This window comes from Pseudoalteromonas sp. SR41-1, assembly GCF_014164015.1.
Classification (GTDB): Bacteria; Pseudomonadota; Gammaproteobacteria; order Enterobacterales; family Alteromonadaceae; genus Pseudoalteromonas; species Pseudoalteromonas distincta.
Genome location: NZ_JACJEK010000007.1, coordinates 1 through 22379, shown reverse-complemented (window position 1 = coordinate 22379; position 22379 = coordinate 1). Strand labels below are relative to the sequence as shown.

Here is a 22379-nt window from a genome sequence, read left to right as displayed (position 1 = left end):
TTTAATCTTCCATAAAGTAATCGCTATCGAGCGCTTTTACTTCAAATACATGTTTGGTGCTTACACCTAAGTTATGGGTGAGCATGAGTTCGGTTAGTTGTGCGCCATCCACCAGCACTATGCGCTTTTCTATCATGCCTACGTATTCGAGGGCATCCTTACTAAAGCTGCTGGTGGTAATGAACACGCCCTTTTTAGCACGGTGCATATCAAGCGCACCTGCAAAGGCTTGTATATCTGGGCGACCAACTGTTTTATTGGTATAACGCTTGGCTTGCAAGTATATCATTTCAAGACCAAGTTTATCTTCTTTGATTACACCATCAATGCCACCATCCTGCGTATATTGTGTGGCTTGCCCTGCATCTTTTCGTGAACCGCCGTAACCCATGGCGAGCATTAAATCGACCACTAGGTTTTCAAAAAATACTGGGGATGCTGCTAATATCGCTTTTAGTATTTCGTCACTTAGGTTGGTATTGAGCGTATCTACTGCGGCTTCTATGAGCTCTTCAGGGGTTTTATTAGAGTTATTACTTACTATGCTGGTGGTATTTACTTGTGCGGGCTCACTTGAATCTTTAGAGCGTGTTTTAAAATCGAGGAAAGCATCGAACTTACTTAAATATTGGTTATTGATTGGCTCGCCCGATTCGATTGCAGCTAACCCTTTTTGTGTGATTTTACAAAAAGCCCTTTTAGGCTGCTCTATTAAACCCGCTTGAACTAGGTAAGTTTTAGCCCAACCCAAGCGATGATAGGCATATGTTTGCTTACCGCTGGGTATGCGGAGCTTTAGTTGATCGGCACTAAGCCCAAGTTTACGGTAAACATCGGCATCAATATCACGCAGTTTAACGGTTTTACCGTCGGCTAAACATGCTAGCAACGGGGTCATAAATGATTGGTAATCAGGAAGTGACATAGAATTCCTTTACTAGTGAAGTAGCTATAATCCATTATTAAGTAAAAGATATTATATAAAACTGACCCGTTTATCAAAACAAAGGCTGCTTTAACTCTTGCATGGTAGTGAAATGGTAAATTTAAAGACCAAAGGTGATCGAATACAAGAGCGATCACCTTTTAGAATGTATACAAGGTTAGTCATAAAAACCTTAAGACACTGAATTTAAATGAGAAATAAAAATACATTTGATTGTTTGGTAGCTTGATCGGAAACTTTCCTTTTTTTATTTTACCGTGTTAAAGCGACTCTGCTGTGTACCAAGCCCACCTAAATCCTTAAAAGTCGAACGACAAAGTGCCTTTATACCTCATAAAATGTTTATAAATTAGAAGTCTGGATTCGTAACTGTCATCTTTATTAAGCTTTTTGAGGGTTTCTAACTGCACTAAGCACAAGGCTTTATATTCAAAGTCAGATAGCTGTTTATCTAAGGGTACACCATGCATTACCTTAGCCCTGCCGCCATGCTTAAGAGCATTTTTGTTACCTTTTGGCGCACCTGCGCCTTTTCTTTTACCACCCCTAGCCATTTAACTACCCTCATTATATTCAAGTCTACTTGAAGAGTAGTTTTTTACTGATTGCGAGACACGCCGTTTTGAATAGCATTTAGCAAGGTAACTAAGCCTGTAAACGGCCTCCTTAAAGTTATCGTAAAAGTTAGGCTGATTAATGAATAACTGATAAAAGCAATGCTCAGGTATATATAGTGTTCCACCAGCCGAAGCCTTGAACCATCCAGTCTGAATTAAACTTATGACCTTACTAGGGTGCATAATTTTATGACCATTAAAAAAGTAAGCTATATGGTAATGCTGCTTATCCGCTTTATTTTGCTCCCTTACCCATATATAGGCGAACTCACCGTATGTATTTTTTATTTTCTTTTGAATACTATTAATAAACTGTGAAACAACTTTATTGTCTTTACTATATTGTTCTAATCTTAAATCGAGCCTGAGTACTAGCACTTTGGAAAACTTACAAAGCATCACATCCAATTGCTTTAGGGTAGCTTTAATAATGTCGTAGTAATATCCACTTGGGAAATTCATTATCTCCAAAGCCATATAAGATTCTTCTGATAGTTTTTGATAATGTACTTCAACACCATATTTATCTTTTAATTTTTGAACTAACTGAGATGGCATGATTTTCTCTAAATATTATAAATAACCTGCATTACAACAATGAAGTTAACCCCACTATGATTGACGTTTTAAGCAAGTAAAGGTCATATAAAAGGGTCTAACTAATGAAATAACATCCCTTGTAATCCTAAGAAGTGCTAATTTGGTTGAGTTGCTTTACCTCTGTCAAAGGCCAACCAGTAACCTTTTGAACTAACTCCACAGGCTCTGAAAGAGTCCTTTCTTTTACTAGCTTGCCTATTAAGTAAGACGAAAAACCAAAGTGCTTTTGAATCGCAACTTTTGAAATAAAAACATCTTCATCAGCAATTTTAACTTCTCGTTTAGCTAAAAACCTCATGCTTGTACTCTTGAGTCAATCCAATCAATAACATCACTATATTGCCACCCCATAGCCCGACCGCTTTGTACGAGCTTGATACTCTGCGGGAACTCGCCTTTACTCTGTAAGTCGTAAATCATTGTTCGAGATAAACCAGTTAAAGTTTGTACATCTTTAAGGCGAAGAATTCTTTTGCTGTTAGTTAATAGGTTATTTAAATTCATGATACTGCTCCGAATCATTTGAGACTTTGTCCCGTTAATTTCTAAGATAGACAGGTATGTCCGTCTAGGTACGAAGCTATATTGCAAAACTTTTTTCATCGTTTAATTAACTATTCCGTGAGGAATCAGCATTAAAACAACTCAAGTGCACGAAAATCATACATAAAACTTAATTTTTTATAATTTAATTGAGTTGCTACTAATATATGTGAGTAATTTAAAGAGTATTTATGGTTAATTATTAGTTTTGTCTAACAAAGTAATTTTTAACTGATTAGCACTGCATACTTATGGTAAAAGCCCGTAGTTAGAAACTGACAAGGCTTTATGACTGTGCTCTATAGTTTGTATTTAACCTTTTTGTTATTTGCTAATCCTGCCCCATTAAATGAATACTTAATTCTGAGCTCAAGTAGCTGTGATTCAATAGGTGTTAAACAACAATTACTTGGCTGCGAAAAAAATGCAGGACTTATTGCTCTGATCTCATTATAAATAGACTGGCTATACATAAACTCATCTAAATCGGTTAAGGACTTGCTGCCTGATATTTTAATTAATGATTTAAGATGTGAGAGTATATATTGAGTTACAAGCTTTGCAGAAAGCCTCATTATAAGAGGAACATGAAGTGGCTCTACTTCCTCATCGTAACGCAATTCATACTTTAATAAGTAATGTAAGACACCTAGGCACTTGCTTAAATTAGCATCTGTTGAATCAGTGATAGTGTGATTGTTGTATTCGAACTCTTCACTTTTATAAAATGTTGAGTAAAGTTCATAAATATCAGAGCTATACTCACGATTTAAAAAAACAACAACCTTATCTCTTAATTTCAGCATCTCACTATTTGGCTTTCCTTTGCCTATTTCTATATTTAAATATTTAGCAATTTTTTGGGATGAACTCTTTTTTTCTATAAGCATTGCACTATCTAGTGAAGTCTTAAAAAAAATATCCACGCCACTGATAATCGCCCAATCGTTATTGGCAAAACCTAGATTTTTAATTGCGCAAAAAATCTCTTTAGAAAGCTTTAAATAAGTTTGAGTTTTTATTTGCTTGCCAATATTAGCTTTTTGCGCTTTTTCTTTCGTTTGTTGATGAAGAAGTAAGCTATTAGCAAACCGATGAAGGGTGTTGTATTCGCCTATTAGAGCACCTAATGTAAATAACTCTAAGCCTTCAGGTTGCTTATTGTTTAGTACATTAGCTAAAAGTTCTTCCGCTTTTGTTTTTAAGTGACTAAGGCTAACTCCTGTTAAATGCAACAAATCAAAGTCATTTAATATCCTATCCGATGTATTAGCTTCAATCGCGTAAATAGACGTGATGATATCTTTTAGTATTTGCTTTAAACAAACTTTCTCTCCCTCTGCAGACTGAAGCCGAGAGGGATCAAAATCAATCCGTTGAATTGTTGTTTCTTGTAGCAAATTAAGGTTAGCTAACGCTTTAAAGTTAGACAAGCGACTGTACCTTAGCGTTATGAATATACTCACTCCACCAGCACATTATTTCTCTTCTACTTTCTAAGTAGTCACTTCGATTATATGCAGCTCGAACTTGGTTCGTGTCTTGATGCGCTAATGCAACCTCTATTAACTCAAATTCAAATAACCTAGATTCATTTAACGCGGTGCTTGCAAGTGATCTTAAGCCATGAGCAACAAGCTCTCCTTTATAGCCCATTCGACCAATTGCGGTATTTGGGGTTTGAGGATTCATATGTCCTCTAGGGTTTCTATCAGCGGGAAAAATATATTCACGATGACCACTTATCGGTCTCATCAATTCGAGTAATTTTAACGTTCTTGGAGTTAATGGTATTTTATGGACTTTAGCTGCTTTCATTTTTTCTGCAGGTAATATCCACACATTGTTTTCTAAGTCTATCTCAGACCATTTTGCTTTTGTGGCTTCATTTGGCCTTACCATTGTATGTAATTGCCACTCAATCGCACATTGAGTAGGAAACTTTATACTGGCTCTTAAAAGATCTCCCATAAGTTCAGGCATCCTTATAACATCTATCGTTGGCATCGGCTTTGTTACAGGTTTTGCAAAGGCATCCCTAATCCCCTCTAAAGGGTTATGTTTGATGACTCCTGTATTTACTGCGTAGCGCATAATTTGATTGAGGATCTGACACGTCCTTCCCACTGTTTCAAGAGCACCTTTTGCAGCAACAGGCTTTAATGTATTAATTGTAATTACTGCATCGATACTACTTATAGGTCGCTTACCTAATTCAGGAAGTACATGGTTTTTAACCTTACCCCAAATGCCTTCTGCGTGCTTAGGCTTTACTGCTAACTTTTTAATTTCAAACCATTCCCACGCTACTTTCTCTAAAGTATTTAAACGTGCTTGGGTCTCTTGAGTATATTGTTGCTCTTTGTACTCTTTTGGGTCTATTTCATTAGCAAGAAGCCCGCGCGCCTCTTCTCTTTTTGCTCTAGCGGCGGCAAGGGTAATTTGAGGATACTGTCCAAAAGAAAGGTTTGTTCTTTTTTTAGTAAATGGCTTGTAGTACTTAAATATCCAGCTTTTAGTGCCATTAGGTCTAATAGATAGCTGAAGCCCACTACCATCAGAAAGTGAATACTCCTTTTCCTTAGGCTTAGCTTGCTTAATTTGCGTATCGTTGAGGGGTTTTACAGTTCTGGCCATTTCTTTTATATATACCATGCTCTAGCCCTGTGAATTCAAGGCTTTCTGAGTTTTAGTACCACAGCATTTTCACGAATGAGTGCTGTGGTACTAACCATGGTACTAAAAATACTGGATGTAGGTAAACACCTTGGGATATCACAGGCAATAAAAAACCCGCTAACCTATGTGGTTAGCGGGTTTCCTGTATCTGTTCGGATGTTATCGAACAGCAAATTGGTGGAGCTGGGGGGATTTGAACCCCCGTCCGAAAAGCCTCGACCGTCGGTACTACATGTTTAGTATTGTCATTTAATTAACCTTTAAGTCCCGGACAAACACGGTAAATAAAGGCGAGGCCGCTTAGTTTTAACGCTTCAACCCCGGCCAGGGTTTCCGTCGCGATCAGGTGTTAGGGTGACACTCCAAAATCCAGTCCACAAGAATACATGGAAGGAGCGCTAGCCAGCCTAAGCTGCTAGAGAGTAGTTATCGTCGTTTGCGATTACTTTAGGTTGCGGCTGTTTAACGAGGCAAACCGCACCTCGACATGCACCTTGGGCTTCTTGAATTCCGTCGAATCCTAATCAGCCCCTGAATTAGTAACTCAATTCAGAGCGTGCAAACAGTATAACTGAGTAAAGTACTGATACTCAAGGCCTAGTAACGCTTTATTTTAATTGCGTGCACTAACCGAGCATTAAGTAACCAAAATTTAGTTTATGCAAGCCCATATAAACATTTGCTTAACAATGTGTTTAACCTGTGTTCAAATAAGGAGTTAAGGTTTTTGTCATTTCTAAACCTTTAGTTGTAAAAAACAAAAATAATAACAGGCATAGAGTAGGGAATTAATAAATGTCGGTTTTTTCATTTGATCAAAATACAGGGTTTGTCTCTTTAGTTAGTCACCCTATTGATAGTGGCTTTCCTGTTACGAGTACTCAGCTTACGCAAATGCTCGAACAATCTGAGTTTAGTGAGTACGAAGCTGTCATTGCCAATATTGGAAAGCTTTTTGCGCCAACTAAAAACTATCAGGAAGTATCACTTGTCGTTGCTAAAGCGGTAGATGCGTCGCTTGTCATTAATATTGATGAAAAAAACATGGTCGCAGAAGCAACATTAACTACCGCTAAAGGTGGTGCGCTTTTGTCTATGGAAGGTGCGCAAAAAGCGCTTGCTGATGCAGGTGTTAAAAAAGGAATAAGCCCACGCGCGCTTGATACCTTTTTAGGCCAGCAGTTTGAAAAACCAGCAGGAAGCTCTTATAGCGCCATAATTGCACATGGGCGTAATCCTAAAAAAGGCAGCGATGCTAAATTTGTGCGCTTATGCTCAACAGCCCAAGACCGTGTGCTTAGCCCACAAGCTAAGGAAGGTGGTAAGGTTGATATGAAAAATCTTGGCGCTATTATCACCGTAAAACCTGGTACTCCCTTAATGCAGCGTATTGCCGCTACTCCTGGAGAAGATGGCTATACGGTATTTGGCGATTCAATTAGTGCAAAACCAGGTACAGATCACCAACTCCAGCCTTTCGAAGGTACAAAAGTAGATCCTAATAATCCTAATATGCTTATTGCCGACTGCAAAGGTGTGCCCGTTGCCCTACCCCGAGGAATGCGTGTAGATGACGTTTTATGCTTTGATAACGTAGATGTAAGTACAGGCCACGTTGATTTTGATGGTAGCGTAATTATTACTGGCGATATTAAAGACGGCATGCGTGTAAAAGCCAATGGTGATATTACGGTACTGGGTTTTGTAGAATCAGGAGCTGTTGAAAGTAAAAGTGCGGTAACCATTATGCTTGGCGCAATTGGTAGAAAACGTGAAGGCGAGGAAGCATTTACATGCTCTATAACCGCTCTGCGAACTATTTCTATTGGTTATGCTCAGTACTGCAATATTAAATCCGAACAAGATTTATTTATTGAACGCCAAGCTCTACATTGTGATTTAAGTGCTAGGCGGTTAATACGTGTAGGCAAAGCAAACGATCCGCGAGGTAAAATTATTGGCGGTAATATTTTAGATGCTATGCGCATTGAAACAGGTGAGCTAGGCGCGCCAGCCGGTACTAAAACGCGCGTATTTTTAGCGCAACTCTGGTTTGAGCTTCGCCAAAAGCAAACACAAATAACCGATTTTGAAAAAGTACTTGCGACTAAAGTAACCGCTTTACAACAGGCTCGTGAAAAAGCGAGTAAAATTGCGGGGGCTGCTCAGCGCCAGCAATTCATGAATAAGATAACTGAAAATGAAAAGCATATAAAAATACGCTCTGCACATATTCATCGTCAAAAACTACTTATTAAGCAAAAAATAGTGCAATTACTTGCCAGTAGTCGTTTAAAAGTAAATGAATTAATGCACCCTGGTGTGGAGCTTAAAATAGCGAAAGATTCTAAACAATTTTCGCGTATTTACCCGCCCCACCTAGTTAAGCTAACTGAGGGTAAAATTACTCAGACGTTTTAGTTTCTTCGTTATTTTGTGTATCAGTTTCAACTTCGCCATTTGCGTCGCAATCGTCGGTTGGCGCTAATGGCCAACCACCTAATTGCTGCCAGCGGTTTACTATTAAGCAATAAAGCTCAGCTGTACGTTCTGTGTCGTAAAGCGCTGAGTGTGCTTGGCTGTTATCAAACTCGATACCTGCCGCTCTACATGCTTTTGCTAATACAGTCTGCCCTAACGCTAAACCCGCTAAAGATGTTGTATCAAAGCTTACGAACGGATGAAATGGCGTACGCTTAATGTTATTACGCTCTATTGCTGCATTTAAAAAGCCATGATCGAATGCGGCATTATGCGCCACAATAACTGAGCGTTGGCACCCTGCGGCCTTTTGCGCTTTGCGTACTACTTTACATATTTCTTTAATTACTTCGTCTTCAGGTACTGCGCCACGTAATGGTGAAAACGGGTCTATACCGTTAAAGTCGATGGCTGCTTGTTCTATATTAGCGCCTTCGAATGGCTGAACATGAAAATGAACAGTATGATCTATGCTGAGCAGTCCTTCGTCATCCATTTTTAAAACAGAAGCTGCTATTTCTAACAAGGCATCTGTCTCTTTGTTAAAACCTGCAGTTTCAACATCAATAACAACAGGAAAAAATCCACGAAAGCGTTTTGCGAAAGGTGTTTGCTCAGTATTTGCCATAGTCTTCTTTGTTTATACGTGTAAGCTGACTATTATGTCAAAATTGATGCCCCCTAGGCTAGGGGATTTAAGTATTTATTGCTTTAAAATTGTAGGCACATAACTTGCTTTAACTTATAAGTTAGTTACGTAGAGAACAAACTAATCATTGCAGTCGTTAATTTGCCAAATTATTGGCATTCCCGGATAGCTGGAGAGCACCATGAAGTATAAGTTGTTATTTATTAGCCTTAGTATAAGTGCAGTGCTTTGCAGTACTCACTCGCAAGCTGCTATGCGCCAATACACAGCAACCCAAGACAACTCCAACTGGGAAGTCGTTAAAACAACGCGCTTACAATGCCAATTAAATCATGAAGTTCCTTATTATGGGGAAGCTATTTTTAAAGCTTCAGCAAGTAAAAATAAAAACTTAACGTTTAATTTAGATATGGTTGTACGCCCAGATAATTACGCAATTGCTGGTTTAAAAGCCGTGCCACCGTCTTGGCGAGCAGGCTTACCAGCCCGTGATATTGCAAATATGAAATTACTTAAAAAGTTTGATGGTGAGCTGGGCAATAAAACCGCATGGGAGATGCTTAGTGAGCTTGAAAAAGGCTACTACCCTACTTTTTATTATCAAGACTGGCAAAACAGTGCCGATAAAATTGCCGTTGGTATATCGAGTGTAAACTTTAAACAAGCTTACTGGGCTTTTTTACAATGCCGTGATGAGCTACTCCCTTACAGCTTTGAAGATATTTCGTTTACTGTAATGAACTATCAATCTAACAGCAGTAAATTAACTAAATCGTCGCAACAACGCCTTGATAAAATTGCTGAGTATTTAAAAAATGATGCAAGCATAGAGTCCATTAGCATTGACTCATACACCGATAGTTATGGCGGCCGCTGGAATAACTTAGATTTATCGCGCAAGCGCGCCAAAACTATAAAAGATTATATGGTGAGCTTGGGTGTCGATGAAGCAAAAGTGCAAACCACCGGTTTAGGCGAAAAACGCTTTGTTGATAATAACGATAACATTTTAGGCCGAGACAAAAACCGTCGTTTAATTATTCAAATAGAGAAAATGTAGTAAAACTAATTGTGTTTACTTTCTTTAGCTTTAAAAACTTATCACCAAATTGAAAAATGTAGTAAAACTAATTTGCGCTTACTCTCTTTTGCTTTAAAAATTTATCACCAAATTGGAAAAAACCCAGACTAATTAAAATAATAACCGCACCAATGATTAGCTCTTGGCTTAATGGCTCATTGTTTAGCCAAGCTCCTAAGCCTAACGCAAAGCTAGGAGTTATGAGCGTAGTAAGTGATACCGTACTCGCATTTAGGTTTTGCAGTACATGAAAATACGCCAAAGCCCCAACTAAAGATCCAAACACACCTAGATAACCAATTGCCCACAATGATTTTGCACTCCAGTTTTGTATATGCAACTGACCATCTAATAACCACCAAGCAATAAAAAAGAGTGGGGTTACAAAAACTAAGGCACCAAATGTTGTTGCCATAGGGTGAATCGCAATTTGTACGCGTTTAATCATCACACCACTTAAACTAAAAAAGCAAACAGCCATAAACACATAAAGCAACCCGAGCCCTTGGGTTTGCGAGTTTTGTACTTGGTTATAACTAACAAAATATAAGCCGATTAAGGCGCACGCTAACGCCACTAATTTAATCGGGCTAAATTTAGGTTCATTTAATAACTGCTGAGCAAGCAACCCCGACAAAATAGGTGCAAGGCCAAACATAAGCGAAATAATACCCGAAGGGACTGTTTTAGCTGCCATATAGCTCAGTAACATACCGCCAAAAATACCTATACTCGAATAAAAATAAAGTAAGCACGCATTTTTGCTCCAAGGTACTCTAATGTTTGTTATGGCAACAATTAAACCACCTAAAAACAACCCCACCAGCATACGCATTAATACAGCAAGCGTTGGCGATACTGTTTCACTGCTCCACACAATCCCCAGAGGTGTAGTAGACCAAATGAGAACCATAAAAAAATACGATACTTTTACCGGCACATGCCAATCCTTAGCGTTTTATAACGCAATCCAACGTACATAAAATTATACCCTCACCACCCTATTTTAATACTTTTAAATGCATACAAGTCCTTAATAAATACAGTTGTAAATTGTAAGTTACATTTTAATACTGCTCTTTTATTACAAAACTATTTGAGATTTGAGTAACTAGTTATATCGTGCATGTATATTAATAATAATTAAGGTAATTAAGTGCTTAAAAATAAAACAACTGGAAGCATGTTAATTGTTGCTGGCACAACTATTGGTGCAGGTATGTTGGCATTGCCAATTGCATCTGCCGGGCTTGGGTTTAGTACTGCCCTTGCATTAATAATTGCTAGCTGGTTACTAATGACCTACACCGCACTACTCATGCTAGAGCTACACCAATATGCACCACGCGATGCAACGTTAAATACGTTGGCTAAATTATGGCTTGGAAAGCGTGGACAATACATCGCGAATTTTTCGATGGTTTTTTTATTTTACGCTTTATGCGCTGCTTATATTGCAGGTGGTGGTGCACAACTTCAAGCGCGTATAAATATAGGCTTTGATGTAAATATAGCCCCACAGTTTGGCTCTGTGATCCTCGCTGTTATTATTGCAAGTGTGGTAACGCTGGGCACAAGCAAGGTAGATAAACTAAATAGAGTGTTATTTACAATAAAAATTATTGTATTAGCTAGTTTGTTTTACATGCTAACCCCTTATGTACAAGGTAAGCATTTATTAGAGATGCCTGTAGAGCAAGGGTTAATCCTTTCAGCTATACCGGTTATATTTACTTCGTTTGGCTTTCATGGCTCTATTCCTTCTATTGTTAAATATGTTGGTGTAGAAATAAAAGTACTGCGCAAAGTAATGATTGCTGGAGCCGCCCTACCTTTAGTCATTTATATTTTTTGGCAACTACTTAGCCAAGGTATTATGAGCCAAGTTGACTTACTCAACAGCCAAGGCCTTAGTGGCTTTGTATCAAGCGTGGCAAGTATTGCGCATAACCCAAGTGTAGCAACGGCCGTTAAGTTATTTGCTGATTTAGCACTTGCGACATCATTTTTAGGGGTGAGTTTAGGGTTATTCGATTTTTTTGCTGATACATTTAAAAAAGGTGACAATAAAACGGACCGAATTAAAACGGCCTTAATTACGTTTATTCCGCCGCTTGGCTTTGCATTATTTTATCCTCAAGGCTTTATTATGGCTTTAGGTTACGCAGCAATAGCACTTGTCGTACTTGCAATATTTTTGCCCGTAGCAATGGTTTATAAACAGCGTACAACATCAAGTAAAACAGGCTACAAAGTTAAAAGTGGGAATGTTGGGCTTGGCATAGCAGCTATATGTGGCATAACGATTATTGCTGCGCAGTTTATGCAAATGGCGGGGCTAATTCCTGCTATCGGTTAAAGCTTTTTGTTTTAATTTAGATAATAAAAAACCGCACATCATTAGATGTGCGGTTTTTTTATATTAACTGCGTTTATTTACAAACGTCAGCTACAGCATTTGAAAAGTATTCAATATTTGACTGGCTAACACCTGCAACATTTACGCGGCTAGAACCAACAATATAAATACCATATTCTTTTTGTAGGCGAGCAATTTGCTCTTTATTAATACCTAAGAAAGAAAACATACCGTTTTGGCGTTCAATAAATGAGAAGTCTTGCGCAATATCTTTAGTTGCTAAGCTTTCTTTAATTAAGCTACGTAAGCCATTTATGCGGCTACGCATTTCATCAAGCTCTGAGTGCCATAATTGTGTAAGCTCTGTACTGCTTAAAATAGTATTAACAATATCAGCACCATGCGCTGGCGGCATTGAGTAAATACTACGTACAACGCTTAGCATTACAGAGTTTGAAATATCTGCTGTTGCGCTATCTTTTGCAATTAGTGAACATGCACCAATACGCTCGCGGTATAAGCCAAAGTTTTTAGAACATGAAGAACAAATAATTAGCTCTTCTACTGCATCAGCTAAAATACGTAAGCCACGTGCATCTTCTTCAAGTGAAGCTCCAAAGCCTTGGTATGCAATATCAACAAGTGGTGTAAAGCCAACTTCTTTTGCAAGTTCGGCAACTGTGTTCCACTGTGTTTCGTTTAAGTCCATACCGCTTGGGTTATGACAACATGCATGCACTAAAACTACATCACCTTTAGGCACTTGTTTAAGTGTATTGATCATTTCATCAAACAGTAAGTCTTTATTTTCGTAATCGTAATACGGGTATTCTTTTACTGTTAAGCCTGCAGCTTCAAACAAGCTAATATGGTTTGCCCATGTTGGATTAGTTACCCATACTGTTGCATCTGCATTGCAACGCTTAATAAATTCAGCTGCAACGCGAAGTGCACCCGTACCACCTGGCGCTTGCGCAGTACGTACGCGATTTGCTAGCAATGCTTGATGTTCGCCTAGTAGTAACTGCTCCATCTTTTGGCAGTAATCTAAGTTACCCGCTAAACCAATGTAAGATTTGCTCATTTCGTTTTCAAGACGAAACGCTTCAGCTTTTTTAACCGCTTTAAGAACCGGTGTATTGCCTTGCTCATCTTTGTAGACACCTACACCTAAATCAATTTTATTAGGGTTTGTATCTTGTTTATAGGCCGCCATAAGGCCAAGAATAGGATCTGTTGGTAATGGTTTTAATACTGAGAACATTGGCTATCTCTTATCGTTATTTAGGGGTTAGCTGTTAAGCTAAGCTTAACATAAAAGCACATCATGTTGACTAGCGTTATTTACACTAGAAAGTGAGGAATTTTAATACAACATGCAATTAAAACGGCAAGCGTCTTTTCATCAAAAAAATCATTTTTAAAGGCTTCAGCATCTACAATACCAACACATTCATTTTGTGTATTAAATAAAGGTAAGCAGGTTTCTGATTTAACTTTAGGATCGCATGTGTAGTATTCACCACCTTGTGATAAGTACTCTTCAACGTTATTAATAATACGGCCCTTGTGAGATAGCGCAACCTGCACGTTATTACTACCTGCCGCAAATGCTTGCGTTAAAGGGAACAACGGACGACTAGGCGCACCATGATAAGCCAATTTTAATAGTTGCTTACCTTCACTAGTATTAGTTGATTGATAAATACCATACCAATCAACACTTGTTTGTTGCTCAATGTAGCTCACAATACTTTGTAAATTAGCTAGCTTGAACTGGGTTTGCTCATCATTTTCAAGATAATCAGTTAATTTGAATGGCTCATCTTGTAGGTAACCAAATAAACTACACGCACCGCCCTCGCCAAGCTCAGGTATTTGATACTCCCAACATACATCAGGCAAAGCTGTGTTTGCTAAATGTAGCTCAAGCTTTTCAAGCTCTGTTGAAATCAAAGCTGGATTAGCACTTAGTTGTGCTTGTTTTAGGTAAGAAGAAATCATTTGGCCATCCATACATCTAAAGTTTCGAGAATAATAGCATGGATATTTTTGCAGAGCTAGCTCAACTTGTAGCACATTTCAACTTGGTTACCGCTGGCGTTATAAGTTACTTTTTCGGCTATTTCTTCTAGTAAAGACAGCCCTCTACCAAATTCATTATTAACCTTTGCCAACTCATCGTGCTTACTACTAAACCCTCGGCCTGAATCACAAATAATGAAATATAAACTGAGCGTATCGGGGCAATAGCGCATATCAATAATAATCATAGCATCTGTAAGTTTAGCAAGAGCTGCCTCTCTTAGTTCGTAATATCGAAAAAAGCCGTCTTCTTGTTTTTTAATCTCTGAGTTAAGTCCTAGTACGCCATGATCAAGCGCATTGTTATAAGCCTCAGACAACAGTAAAAATATATTAGAACGATGGGCATTTAGCCCCCCAACACTGCTTAAAATATTAACAACGTCGTAAACGGGGTCTGTTTTTTTTATTTGTTCTGAGTTTAAACTCAAAGATAAATTAAACGCTAAAGTAGAGAATGCTTCTCGCTCTTGCTCCTCAGGAACTAAAGGCAGGCAGTTTAGTAAAACAATGCTTAAATCGTCTTGCTGTTTAGTGCCATCTGCAAACTTAGTAACGTCAGCCACTATATCTTCGCTACTAATCATCGATTTACTTTTTAAGGTTTGTAAAAAACGCTCTTCCCCAAAAAATGTATCTTCTTTGTTTGCTGTTTCTATAATACCGTCGGTTGCTAATACTAGGCGTGTATTACTATTCGTTTCAAAGTGAATAACTTCATATTCAAATTCTTGGTCGCCTAAAATCCCCAGCGCCATATGTTGCGACTCTAATGTTTGTTTTACATTACCGTCTTTATCTATTAGGTACGCATCTGGCAGGCCGCCCATCCATGCAGAAATACTTTTACCGGATGCACTAAGCTCTATAATGGTTGCAGCACAAAACATGTGTCCAGGTAGGAGATTGTAAAGCAGTGTATTTAGCTCACAGGCAATGTCATTAATCGCCATGCCTTTTTGTACCATAGTATAAAAAACACGAGAGATAGGTAATGCACCAATAGCTGCCGCTAAGCCGTGCCCTGTAAAGTCTCCCAACATGCAATACAGATTGCCTATTGGACTTTGCGCCACTAAAAACATATCGCCGTTAAACATAGACGCCGGCGATAAATTAAAATCGAGGTACTCTTTAAACTTGCCTTGATTCTCTAATGAGTTATTAAAAATATGCTCAATTATTTCGTGTTCACGTTCAATTTGATTGTGATGATATTCAAGCAGTTTTTTTTGTTGATTTGATTTTTTACTTAGCTCTCTGGTGCGGCTATGTGCTTTAATTTTTGCATGCAAAATAACTTTTTCAAATGGTTTATGAATAAAGTCATCGCCACCTACCGCGAGGCACCGCTCAAAACTTGCTTGATCTTCTAAGGAGGTTATAAAAATAATCGGTAAGTAAACTTCACTATACTGCTGCTTTATTTTTTCAGCTGCTTCAAAACCATCCATTACGGGCATTAATACATCGAGTAAAACAATGTCTATTAGCTCTCTTTTAAGTACATTAAGTGCATCTAGCCCATTGTAAGCCACTGAAATTTTGTAACCTTCCTGCTCAAGCATTTTACTTAGTAAAATGCGATTGAGCGCCTGATCGTCAACAATCAACACATGTATCATTAGCTAATATCAAACTTTTTATCAAAACGTGAAATTTGTAGGATTTTTCTAAGCTGAGGCTGGCAATTACTTATTTCGATTGTTTGTACTTGGCTATCAATGGTTTTTTTCATGTTAAGTAACATGCCAAGTGCTGAACTATCCATATAATCAGTCTCTCTTAAATCGATAATAACCTTTACTGTTTTTTCGCTCATTTGAGCATAAGCTTGGCGAAACGATTGCACTAAATTAAAATCAAACTTACCTTTAATTTGTATTGTTAATGTAGTGCCATCGACTGATTCATTCTTAGTTAAACTCATAGTAAACTCCAATAATATTTCCTTTGAACTAAATATAACCTGTTAAAAGTATTTAGCAAAAAGAAAAACACACAACTTCAAATTTGCTATCATTTACACCAGTATTTAATTCATTTTTATCCACAAAGGTAAGGTATGAGTGATAGTCACTTAGTATATTCAACTAGTACGGGTCGCATTGACCAGCCGAAACCAGAAAAAGAGTTGCACGCTAAACTTTTTAAAGATGGTTTTATTCGCATTGAGCGTCAAACTAAAGGGCGTAAAGGCAAAGGCGTAATGCTAGTTGTTGGCATTGATCCAAAAGATCACGATTTAAAAAAGTTAGCTAAAACTATAAAAAGCAAAATGGGCCAAGGCGGCGCAGTAAAAGAAGGCATTATTGAAGTACAAGGTGATGACCGAGATAAACTAAAAGGCATTTTAGAAGCGTTAAAATTTAAAGTTAAAATTGCGGGTGGTTAACCCGCAATTTTATTAACTAGTTACTTCGCTATTTGCGAGTTCATTTAACCTTTCATACAAATTCGGTAGTTCGTGCTCAGCAATTGGCTTACTAAAATAATAGCCTTGCACAATGAAGCAATTATTATTTTGTAAAAACTGCATCTGCTCTATTGTCTCAACTCCTTCTGCGACCACGTCTAGCTTTAACTTTTGCGCCATGGCAATAATAGCTGCAGTGATTTCCATATCATTTGTATCCTCAGGGATATCTTTTACAAATGAACGGTCAATTTTCAATATATCAACCGGGAACCGTTTTAAGTAACTGAGCGACGAATAACCTGTACCAAAGTCATCAATAGAAATAGATATACCTAATGCTTTAAGCTCGTGCAATTGTGTAATGGCTGCCTCTACATTACCCATTAGCATGCTTTCGGTCAGCTCTAAATGAAGGCGCTTTGCTGAAACACCCGACTTAATTATCATTTTGCTCAGTGTTGTAACTAAGCTTGAGTCTTTAAACTGGCGGGCCGATAAGTTTATCGATATATTATTTTCTAGACCTTGTTCTGCCAATCTTACGGCAAAATCACAAGACTCTTGAAGCACCCATTCACCTAATTCAACTATAAGGCCTGTCGCTTCTGCAATAGGAATAAATTTATCTGGAGGGATTGCGCCTTCAGTTGGGTGGAACCATCTTAATAACGCTTCATAACCAACGACCTGATGAGTACGGCTATCAACTTGAGGTTGGTAGTAAACTACAAATTGCTTTTCTTTGAGCCCTATACGTAACTCATTTTCGATAAATAAACGCTCATTTGCGGCCGCGTTTAATTCTTGGCTATAAAAGTGGAAGGTATTACGTCCTTTTGCTTTTGCCTCATACATTGCCAAATCAGCATGTTTGAGTAACTGATCTTCCTCTAAGCTATCGTAAGGAGCCATAGTTATACCAATACTTGCACTGACAATAACTTCATTGCTACCTAGTTTTATGGGCACGTTCAGTGTTTTTTGAATTGTATTGGCAACATCAGCCGCGTGAGCTTGGCTTTCTATACCACTGAGCAACACTGCAAATTCATCACCACCTAAGCGCGCTATGGTGTCCTCGGCTCGTAAACGTTTTTTAAGTCTGTTTGCCACTTCAATTAATAATTGATCGCCAGCATCGTGCCCTAATGTGTCGTTAATACGCTTAAATTCGTCTAAATCAAAGTAAAACAAAGCAAATGCATAATGCCCGCGCTCTGCTAATGCCATTGATTTACGCAATTGCATTCTAAAAAATGTTCTGTTGGCAAGTCCCGTAAGGGTGTCAAAGTAAGCCAATTGTTCCATTTTACGCTGGCTTTCTTTTACAAACGAAATATCTTGTGCTGATGCTACATAACTGGTTATTTCACCGCCCTCTTCACGAATTGGCGAAACACTTAAAGACACCCAAATTGGCTCTTTGTTTAAACCAGCTATTAATGTGTCCCCGCGCCAGTAATTACGGCTGCGTAAATCTATGTCTATATCTTCAATTAAAATAGACATTTCTGAGGCAATAATATTAAGTAATGGTGCTCTATTAAAATGGCTTTCTGGATAGCCTGTCATTTCGAGCATTTTGGGGTTTACGTACTCAATGACAAAATTTTCATCGGTGATCACAACCCCAGTGCCCGAGAACGCTACCGCTTTAGATAAACGATTAGCTGCTTTTTCAGCAATTTCTTTTTCTGTAATTCTTTGGTTTAAACCATCAATAAGTTTGCGGATTTCTACCGTCATGTCTCTAAATGAGCCATTAAGCGTACCAATCTCATCTTTGTTTTCTGGCGGAAACTCTGTTGTTAGCTGACCTTTACCAAAGCTTGTTACTGCATAAACTAAAGTATGTAAACGCCGAAGCACTAGTTGATAAAGCGCCTGATGCAGCAATAAGGCAACTAATATTGCGTATAAAATAAAGAGTCCAAAAAACTTCAGTTTTAAATCTTGTAACGCAGATAACGTTGATGAACGTTTTTTATAAACCCCTATGTACCAATCTAAATCATCAATTTTACGGATATTAATAATGTGAGCTTCATCATTTTGTTCAAATGAATTGGCGTATTCTGGTAACTTCACCGCAATTGCATCGTCAATAATTGACTGCAGTTCTGGGTTTACAAATTCGTTAGTAGCGAGTGCTTTATTGTCACTACCGTAGTCAGCTAATAATGCAGGGTTTAGATTGGGATGGGCTAACAATTGCCCTTTACTATCAAATACAAGTAAGTGTTTTTCTTTATCGCCAACAGGTAAAAATGAAATAAGTTTATTAAGGGAAATATCGCTTCCCGTTACACCTAAAAACTCGTTATCAACATACACCGGCACTAGTAAGCTAATAACCCACTTTCGCCATACTGTATCGTAATAAACTTTTGACCATGCAGGCTCTCGCTCTGACCCCAACATACTTTTAATATATTTATACGTTGTACCTTGCGTAACTCTAAACTCGGCTGGTGCATTTAATGCCCAGTTTGGAGGAGAAACACGAATGAAATCGTCATCGGTAATTAAATAAAAGTTAAAAAAGTCATGTACCAGAGTCGGAGAAATTATACGCCATAACATTTCAGAATCATTAAATAGGCGTTTATAAAAAGGAGAGTAATTTTGCTGTGGTAAAAATGCTGCTGATAATCCGTCAGCCGAGGCACTTCGAATGGTACCATCGCTATTAAACTGTAACTGTGATTTATTACCTAAATTAATTGGTGAATTAGATTGAAAAAGCTGCTCTGTCACTACGTTATTAGCTTGCTGAGCAATATTTATTTTTGTTTTAATACGCTCATTAAACTGCTTCACTAATAAATCTGTAGAGCTTTTTAACACCTCATGTTCTTCAAAAACAAGTTGTTTCTCTTCAGATTTAAGCATTAAGGCAGCCGCACATACCCCTGCTATTAAACAAATAGCAGATATAAGCAGTGAAAGTTTTACACTTAAAGAATTCAATCCAAAACGAGATGGAGGCCGTCTGTAAACCACGGGTCAACCTTAATTATTAATAATTGTTATTATTTGAACCAGTTAACGAAATATACCAGATCCGCATTCATATTTATAAATTATTTGTAAAGTTTCTATAATAATCACCTAAGGTAAATAAATAGTACCCTAAGCTTATTTAGATCTTTATTGACATTGTTGGCAACTCTCCATACATTAACCGTATGAACATATTTATCTCTCGCACTTTTTTTTCGTTTTTTAGCTTCTTTATATAGAAGAGGCTTCCCTGTTTGTGAGATAAAATCAATCGAATAGTAAAGCCTCCCAACCGGGAGGCTTTTTTGTTTTTGCTGTGTAATAACAGCCTACTTTTGGAATGAGGATACCAAAATGACAAATGATGTATTAAATGCACTAAGACACGATATAAATGAAATAGACTCCGACCTACTCGTGTTATTAGCTAAACGCCGTCGCATTAGCCACGGTGTGGTTGAATATAAAATCGCCAACAACAAGCCAATTCGCGATGAAGCACGTGAACTCGCGCTTCTAGAAAAATTAATTGGTTATGGTAAGTCACTGGGTTTAGATGCTTACTACGTAAATAATGTGTTTCAAACTATTTTGGAAGATTCAGTTTTACACCAACAAGCAATGTTACAAAAAAACCTTAATCCAGACGCACTGAGTGAAACACACCGTGTAACTTACTTAGGTGGTCAAGGTTCTTATAGCCAGCTTGCATGTCATAAATACTTTAGTCGCCGCCCTGGTAAATTAATTGAAATTGGCTGTACATCGTTTGACGAAATAACAGGTAAAGTAGAAAACGGCCAAGCTGATTTTGGTTTATTACCGATTGAAAACACAAGCTCTGGTAGCATTAACGAAGTATTTGACTTATTACAGCACGCACAAGTCTCTATTGTTGGAGAAGTCACTCACAGTGTAGAGCATTGCTTACTCGCAAACCCTGATACTGAACTTAGCCAACTGACAAAAGTATTTGCACACCCACAACCATTTGCACAGTGCAGCCGTTTTTTACAGGGCTTAGGTGATTTACAACACGAAACATGTGACTCTACATCAAGCGCATTACAATCAGCTCTAAACACACCAAATAGTGCTGCAATTGGCTCTGCACAAGCAGGAAAAAATGTCGGCCTTGAAGTCATCAAATCCAACCTAGCTAATCAAAGCGAAAACCATAGCCGCTTTATTGTTGTTGCGCGTAAACCTCTGCAAGTGTCTAACCAAATTCCAACTAAAACTAGTTTAATCATGTCGACAAAACAGCAAGCGGGCTCACTAGCCGATGCGTTGATGATTTTTAAACAGCATAAGATTAATTTAGTAAAACTTGAGTCGCGCCCAACTCCGGGCAATCCGTGGGAAGAAGTATTTTATGTAGATCTTGAAGCAAACTTAGCTGATAGCCAAGTAAAAGAAGCGCTAGAAGAGCTTAAAGAACACACCCAATATGTGCGTATTTTAGGCTGCTATCAAAGCGAGTCATTACAGGCAGTAAGCGTTAATACTTAATACTTAATACTTAATACTTAATACACACTTTCATAATTAAAAAGGGCCGATATCGGCCCTTTTTAGTAAAAAGTGACAAGTATTAGTCTAAAACTTTTGAATCATTCGCTTTATTTAATAAGCTTCGGCTTTGTGTTAAAAAGTGCTCTGTTGAGTCAGAAAAGTAAACTTTCGCTTGCGCAAAAGAATCAATAAGCGCTGCTTTATCTCCTGCTTTTAATTTTTCCAATGTACTTGCAAAAGTGTCTTGGTACTGTGCGAGCAGGCTCTCTACATCATCGAATTGCGCTAACATAATATCTGAGTACAACTCCGGCGACTGCGCAAATAAACGCCCTACCATCATCAGCTCTAATTGATAAATAGGTGACGAGCAACTACGTAACTCTTCAAGTGTATGACTTTGTTTTGCTAAAAACTGTCCGTACACAAATGTTGTTAAATGGCGCATTACCTGAATAATTTGCATTGCTTCGTCGTGCTTTTTAGCATCAAGCTCAACAAGCTGACAACCCCATACTTGTAACTGCTGTAACAAACCTTTTGCCGCTTGGTGCTCTCGCCCTTCACATACAACGACCGTTTGTTTTACCCAATGTGATATGTCAGGGCCAAACATAGGATGCAAACCAACCACAGGGCCACTGTGCGCAGCTTTTAGTGCTTTAATAGGCGATTGCTTTACCGATGTAATATCAACTAGTAAACAGTCATCATCTAGTTTAGGTAACTTAGCAACTACTGCGTCCAATGCATTAATTGGTACGCTAATCATTACCAGCTTGGCACCTTTTAAAAGATTTTGCGCATCGTTTTGCTGATCTTTATCTAAAACTTTAACTTCGTAACCTGAGCGAATAAACTGCTGAGCAAATAGCTGCCCCATAGCACCTTGACCACCTACAATAACAATTGGCGAAAGCTCTGACGCTGCACATGCAAGTTTTGCTTGTTGGTTTTGATAGGCTTCTCGCATCATGCGTCTTAGTATATCTTCAACTAGATCGGGGCTTACATTTTGATTTATTGCTTCTTGTCTTCTTGCCGCTAATAGCTCTGCTTCACGATTAGGTGCATGCAAAGGCGCGCCTGTTTGTTGTTTTATCTCACCAATTTTTTGCGTAATACCATTACGTTTAGCAAGTAAGGCAACAAGTTGTGCGTCGCATTCATCTATACCTTCTCTCAGCTGTGCTAAATCACTTATGTCAGCCACGTTCATACCACCTTAAAAAACAAATAACGTAAATATAAATTTACATAAAAGTAAACTAATCAATACGATAAATACTAACAGGATCAGCTAATTGATAAAAGGCTAAAGCTTAAATTTTACTAATAAGGAAATAAGAATTGATAATTGAGAATTGAGAATTGAGAATTGAGATAATAATATTCTAAAACC

General features: G+C 38.0%; 20 protein-coding genes, 1 other RNA gene and 1 other annotated feature. Of the genes, 5 read left to right on the top strand and 16 right to left on the bottom strand.

Features of this window, described 5'->3' with window-relative positions; all coding sequences use genetic code 11:
- Position 1 precedes the first annotated feature (1 nt).
- From H5118_RS07395 to ssrA, 8 genes are all read right to left on the bottom strand, one after another.
- Positions 2-925 (bottom strand): restriction endonuclease, encoded by a 924-nt coding sequence (locus H5118_RS07395; protein ID WP_182748370.1) that lies wholly within the window; start codon positions 923-925, stop codon positions 2-4.
- A 320-nt stretch (positions 926-1245) separates the two neighbouring features.
- Positions 1246-1500 (bottom strand): hypothetical protein, encoded by a 255-nt coding sequence (locus tag H5118_RS07390; RefSeq protein WP_182748368.1) that lies wholly within the window; start codon positions 1498-1500, stop codon positions 1246-1248.
- Positions 1501-2121: an inovirus-type Gp2 protein gene (locus tag H5118_RS07385; protein ID WP_182748366.1), complete on the bottom strand. Its 621-nt coding sequence runs from the start codon at positions 2119-2121 to the stop codon at positions 1501-1503.
- A gap of 127 nt (positions 2122-2248) precedes the next feature.
- Entirely contained in the window at positions 2249-2461 is a 213-nt protein-coding gene (locus tag H5118_RS07380) for a hypothetical protein (protein WP_058552048.1), read from the bottom strand.
- The gene (locus H5118_RS07375; protein ID WP_182748364.1) at positions 2458-2667 is read right to left on the bottom strand and encodes an AlpA family transcriptional regulator; all 210 of its coding nucleotides are present in this window, start codon (positions 2665-2667) and stop codon (positions 2458-2460) included. The genes H5118_RS07380 and H5118_RS07375 overlap by 4 nt, the downstream gene beginning before the upstream one ends.
- Before the next feature lie 338 nt (positions 2668-3005).
- Positions 3006-4139, bottom strand: a complete 1134-nt coding sequence (locus H5118_RS07370) for a hypothetical protein (RefSeq protein WP_182748363.1) — start codon at positions 4137-4139, stop codon at positions 3006-3008.
- Positions 4132-5361 carry an integrase domain-containing protein gene (locus H5118_RS07365; protein WP_259397902.1) on the bottom strand — a complete coding sequence of 410 codons (1230 nt, stop codon included), beginning with the start codon at positions 5359-5361 and terminating at the stop codon, positions 4132-4134. Before H5118_RS07365 ends, H5118_RS07370 begins: the two co-directional genes overlap by 8 nt.
- Before the next feature lie 199 nt (positions 5362-5560).
- Positions 5561-5917, bottom strand: a transfer-messenger RNA (tmRNA) gene (gene ssrA, locus H5118_RS07360).
- A gap of 263 nt (positions 5918-6180) precedes the next feature.
- Here ssrA and H5118_RS07355 point away from each other — a divergent pair.
- Positions 6181-7806 (top strand): DUF342 domain-containing protein, encoded by a 1626-nt coding sequence (locus H5118_RS07355; protein WP_154903370.1) that lies wholly within the window; start codon positions 6181-6183, stop codon positions 7804-7806.
- Here H5118_RS07355 and rnt read toward each other — a convergent pair.
- On the bottom strand, positions 7790-8494 hold the full coding sequence (gene rnt, locus H5118_RS07350) for a ribonuclease T (RefSeq protein WP_138489440.1): 705 nt from the start codon (positions 8492-8494) through the stop codon (positions 7790-7792). The genes H5118_RS07355 and rnt overlap by 17 nt on opposite strands.
- 202 nt (positions 8495-8696) lie before the next feature.
- Between rnt and H5118_RS07345 the strand changes: the two genes are divergently transcribed.
- Positions 8697-9575 carry an OmpA family protein gene (locus H5118_RS07345; RefSeq protein WP_024595663.1) on the top strand — a complete coding sequence of 293 codons (879 nt, stop codon included), beginning with the start codon at positions 8697-8699 and terminating at the stop codon, positions 9573-9575.
- A gap of 67 nt (positions 9576-9642) precedes the next feature.
- On the opposite strand, the gene H5118_RS07340 is transcribed toward H5118_RS07345, so the two are convergent.
- Positions 9643-10536, bottom strand: coding sequence for a DMT family transporter (locus H5118_RS07340; protein ID WP_182721329.1), 894 nt, complete (start codon positions 10534-10536; stop codon positions 9643-9645).
- Positions 10537-10752: 216 nt separating this feature from the next.
- Here H5118_RS07340 and H5118_RS07335 point away from each other — a divergent pair, with 216 nt between their 5' ends.
- Positions 10753-11955: an aromatic amino acid transport family protein gene (locus H5118_RS07335; RefSeq protein WP_182748361.1), complete on the top strand. Its 1203-nt coding sequence runs from the start codon at positions 10753-10755 to the stop codon at positions 11953-11955.
- Between the two features lie 73 nt (positions 11956-12028).
- Here the strand turns inward: H5118_RS07335 and H5118_RS07330 are convergent, their stop codons facing one another.
- From H5118_RS07330 to H5118_RS07315, 4 genes are all read right to left on the bottom strand, one after another.
- On the bottom strand, positions 12029-13219 hold the full coding sequence (locus H5118_RS07330) for an amino acid aminotransferase (protein ID WP_002962951.1): 1191 nt from the start codon (positions 13217-13219) through the stop codon (positions 12029-12031).
- 80 nt (positions 13220-13299) lie between these two features.
- Positions 13300-13959 carry a GAF domain-containing protein gene (locus H5118_RS07325; protein WP_182737338.1) on the bottom strand — a complete coding sequence of 220 codons (660 nt, stop codon included), beginning with the start codon at positions 13957-13959 and terminating at the stop codon, positions 13300-13302.
- Between the two features lie 56 nt (positions 13960-14015).
- Positions 14016-15665 (bottom strand): SpoIIE family protein phosphatase, encoded by a 1650-nt coding sequence (locus H5118_RS07320; protein WP_182748359.1) that lies wholly within the window; start codon positions 15663-15665, stop codon positions 14016-14018.
- The gene (locus H5118_RS07315) at positions 15665-15970 is read right to left on the bottom strand and encodes an STAS domain-containing protein (protein ID WP_149602997.1); all 306 of its coding nucleotides are present in this window, start codon (positions 15968-15970) and stop codon (positions 15665-15667) included. The genes H5118_RS07320 and H5118_RS07315 overlap by 1 nt, the downstream gene beginning before the upstream one ends.
- Before the next feature lie 135 nt (positions 15971-16105).
- On the opposite strand from H5118_RS07315, the gene H5118_RS07310 reads away from it, so the two are divergent.
- Entirely contained in the window at positions 16106-16435 is a 330-nt protein-coding gene (locus H5118_RS07310; RefSeq protein WP_002962947.1) for a translation initiation factor, read from the top strand.
- A gap of 12 nt (positions 16436-16447) precedes the next feature.
- Here H5118_RS07310 and H5118_RS07305 read toward each other — a convergent pair whose 3' ends face one another.
- Positions 16448-19462: an EAL domain-containing protein gene (locus H5118_RS07305; protein ID WP_182712752.1), complete on the bottom strand. Its 3015-nt coding sequence runs from the start codon at positions 19460-19462 to the stop codon at positions 16448-16450.
- 192 nt (positions 19463-19654) lie between these two features.
- Positions 19655-19772, top strand: a sequence feature (Phe leader region).
- A 44-nt stretch (positions 19773-19816) separates the two neighbouring features.
- Here H5118_RS07305 and H5118_RS07300 point away from each other — a divergent pair.
- A complete protein-coding gene (locus tag H5118_RS07300) occupies positions 19817-20974 on the top strand; it encodes a chorismate mutase (RefSeq protein WP_002962945.1) in 1158 nt (385 codons plus the stop codon).
- 82 nt (positions 20975-21056) lie between these two features.
- Here the strand turns inward: H5118_RS07300 and tyrA are convergent, their stop codons facing one another.
- Positions 21057-22190, bottom strand: a complete 1134-nt coding sequence (gene tyrA / locus H5118_RS07295; protein ID WP_182748357.1) for a bifunctional chorismate mutase/prephenate dehydrogenase — start codon at positions 22188-22190, stop codon at positions 21057-21059.
- Positions 22191-22379 lie beyond the last annotated feature (189 nt).

What these genes read in the sequence shown, in the direction of transcription:
- H5118_RS07395 (WP_182748370.1), bottom strand. Translation starts at nt 925, where the DNA reads ATGTCACTTCCTGATTACCAATCATTTATGACCCCGTTGCTAGCATGT.
- H5118_RS07330 (WP_002962951.1), bottom strand. Translation starts at nt 13,219, where the DNA reads ATGTTCTCAGTATTAAAACCATTACCAACAGATCCTATTCTTGGCCTT.
- H5118_RS07365 (WP_259397902.1), bottom strand. Translation starts at nt 5,361, where the DNA reads ATGGTATATATAAAAGAAATGGCCAGAACTGTAAAACCCCTCAACGAT.
- H5118_RS07345 (WP_024595663.1), top strand. Translation starts at nt 8,697, where the DNA reads ATGAAGTATAAGTTGTTATTTATTAGCCTTAGTATAAGTGCAGTGCTT.
- H5118_RS07300 (WP_002962945.1), top strand. Translation starts at nt 19,817, where the DNA reads ATGACAAATGATGTATTAAATGCACTAAGACACGATATAAATGAAATA.
- H5118_RS07310 (WP_002962947.1), top strand. Translation starts at nt 16,106, where the DNA reads ATGAGTGATAGTCACTTAGTATATTCAACTAGTACGGGTCGCATTGAC.
- H5118_RS07325 (WP_182737338.1), bottom strand. Translation starts at nt 13,959, where the DNA reads ATGATTTCTTCTTACCTAAAACAAGCACAACTAAGTGCTAATCCAGCT.
- H5118_RS07375 (WP_182748364.1), bottom strand. Translation starts at nt 2,667, where the DNA reads ATGAATTTAAATAACCTATTAACTAACAGCAAAAGAATTCTTCGCCTT.
- H5118_RS07390 (WP_182748368.1), bottom strand. Translation starts at nt 1,500, where the DNA reads ATGGCTAGGGGTGGTAAAAGAAAAGGCGCAGGTGCGCCAAAAGGTAAC.
- H5118_RS07315 (WP_149602997.1), bottom strand. Translation starts at nt 15,970, where the DNA reads ATGAGTTTAACTAAGAATGAATCAGTCGATGGCACTACATTAACAATA.
- H5118_RS07320 (WP_182748359.1), bottom strand. Translation starts at nt 15,665, where the DNA reads ATGATACATGTGTTGATTGTTGACGATCAGGCGCTCAATCGCATTTTA.
- H5118_RS07380 (WP_058552048.1), bottom strand. Translation starts at nt 2,461, where the DNA reads ATGAGGTTTTTAGCTAAACGAGAAGTTAAAATTGCTGATGAAGATGTT.
- H5118_RS07355 (WP_154903370.1), top strand. Translation starts at nt 6,181, where the DNA reads ATGTCGGTTTTTTCATTTGATCAAAATACAGGGTTTGTCTCTTTAGTT.
- rnt (WP_138489440.1), bottom strand. Translation starts at nt 8,494, where the DNA reads ATGGCAAATACTGAGCAAACACCTTTCGCAAAACGCTTTCGTGGATTT.
- H5118_RS07385 (WP_182748366.1), bottom strand. Translation starts at nt 2,121, where the DNA reads ATGCCATCTCAGTTAGTTCAAAAATTAAAAGATAAATATGGTGTTGAA.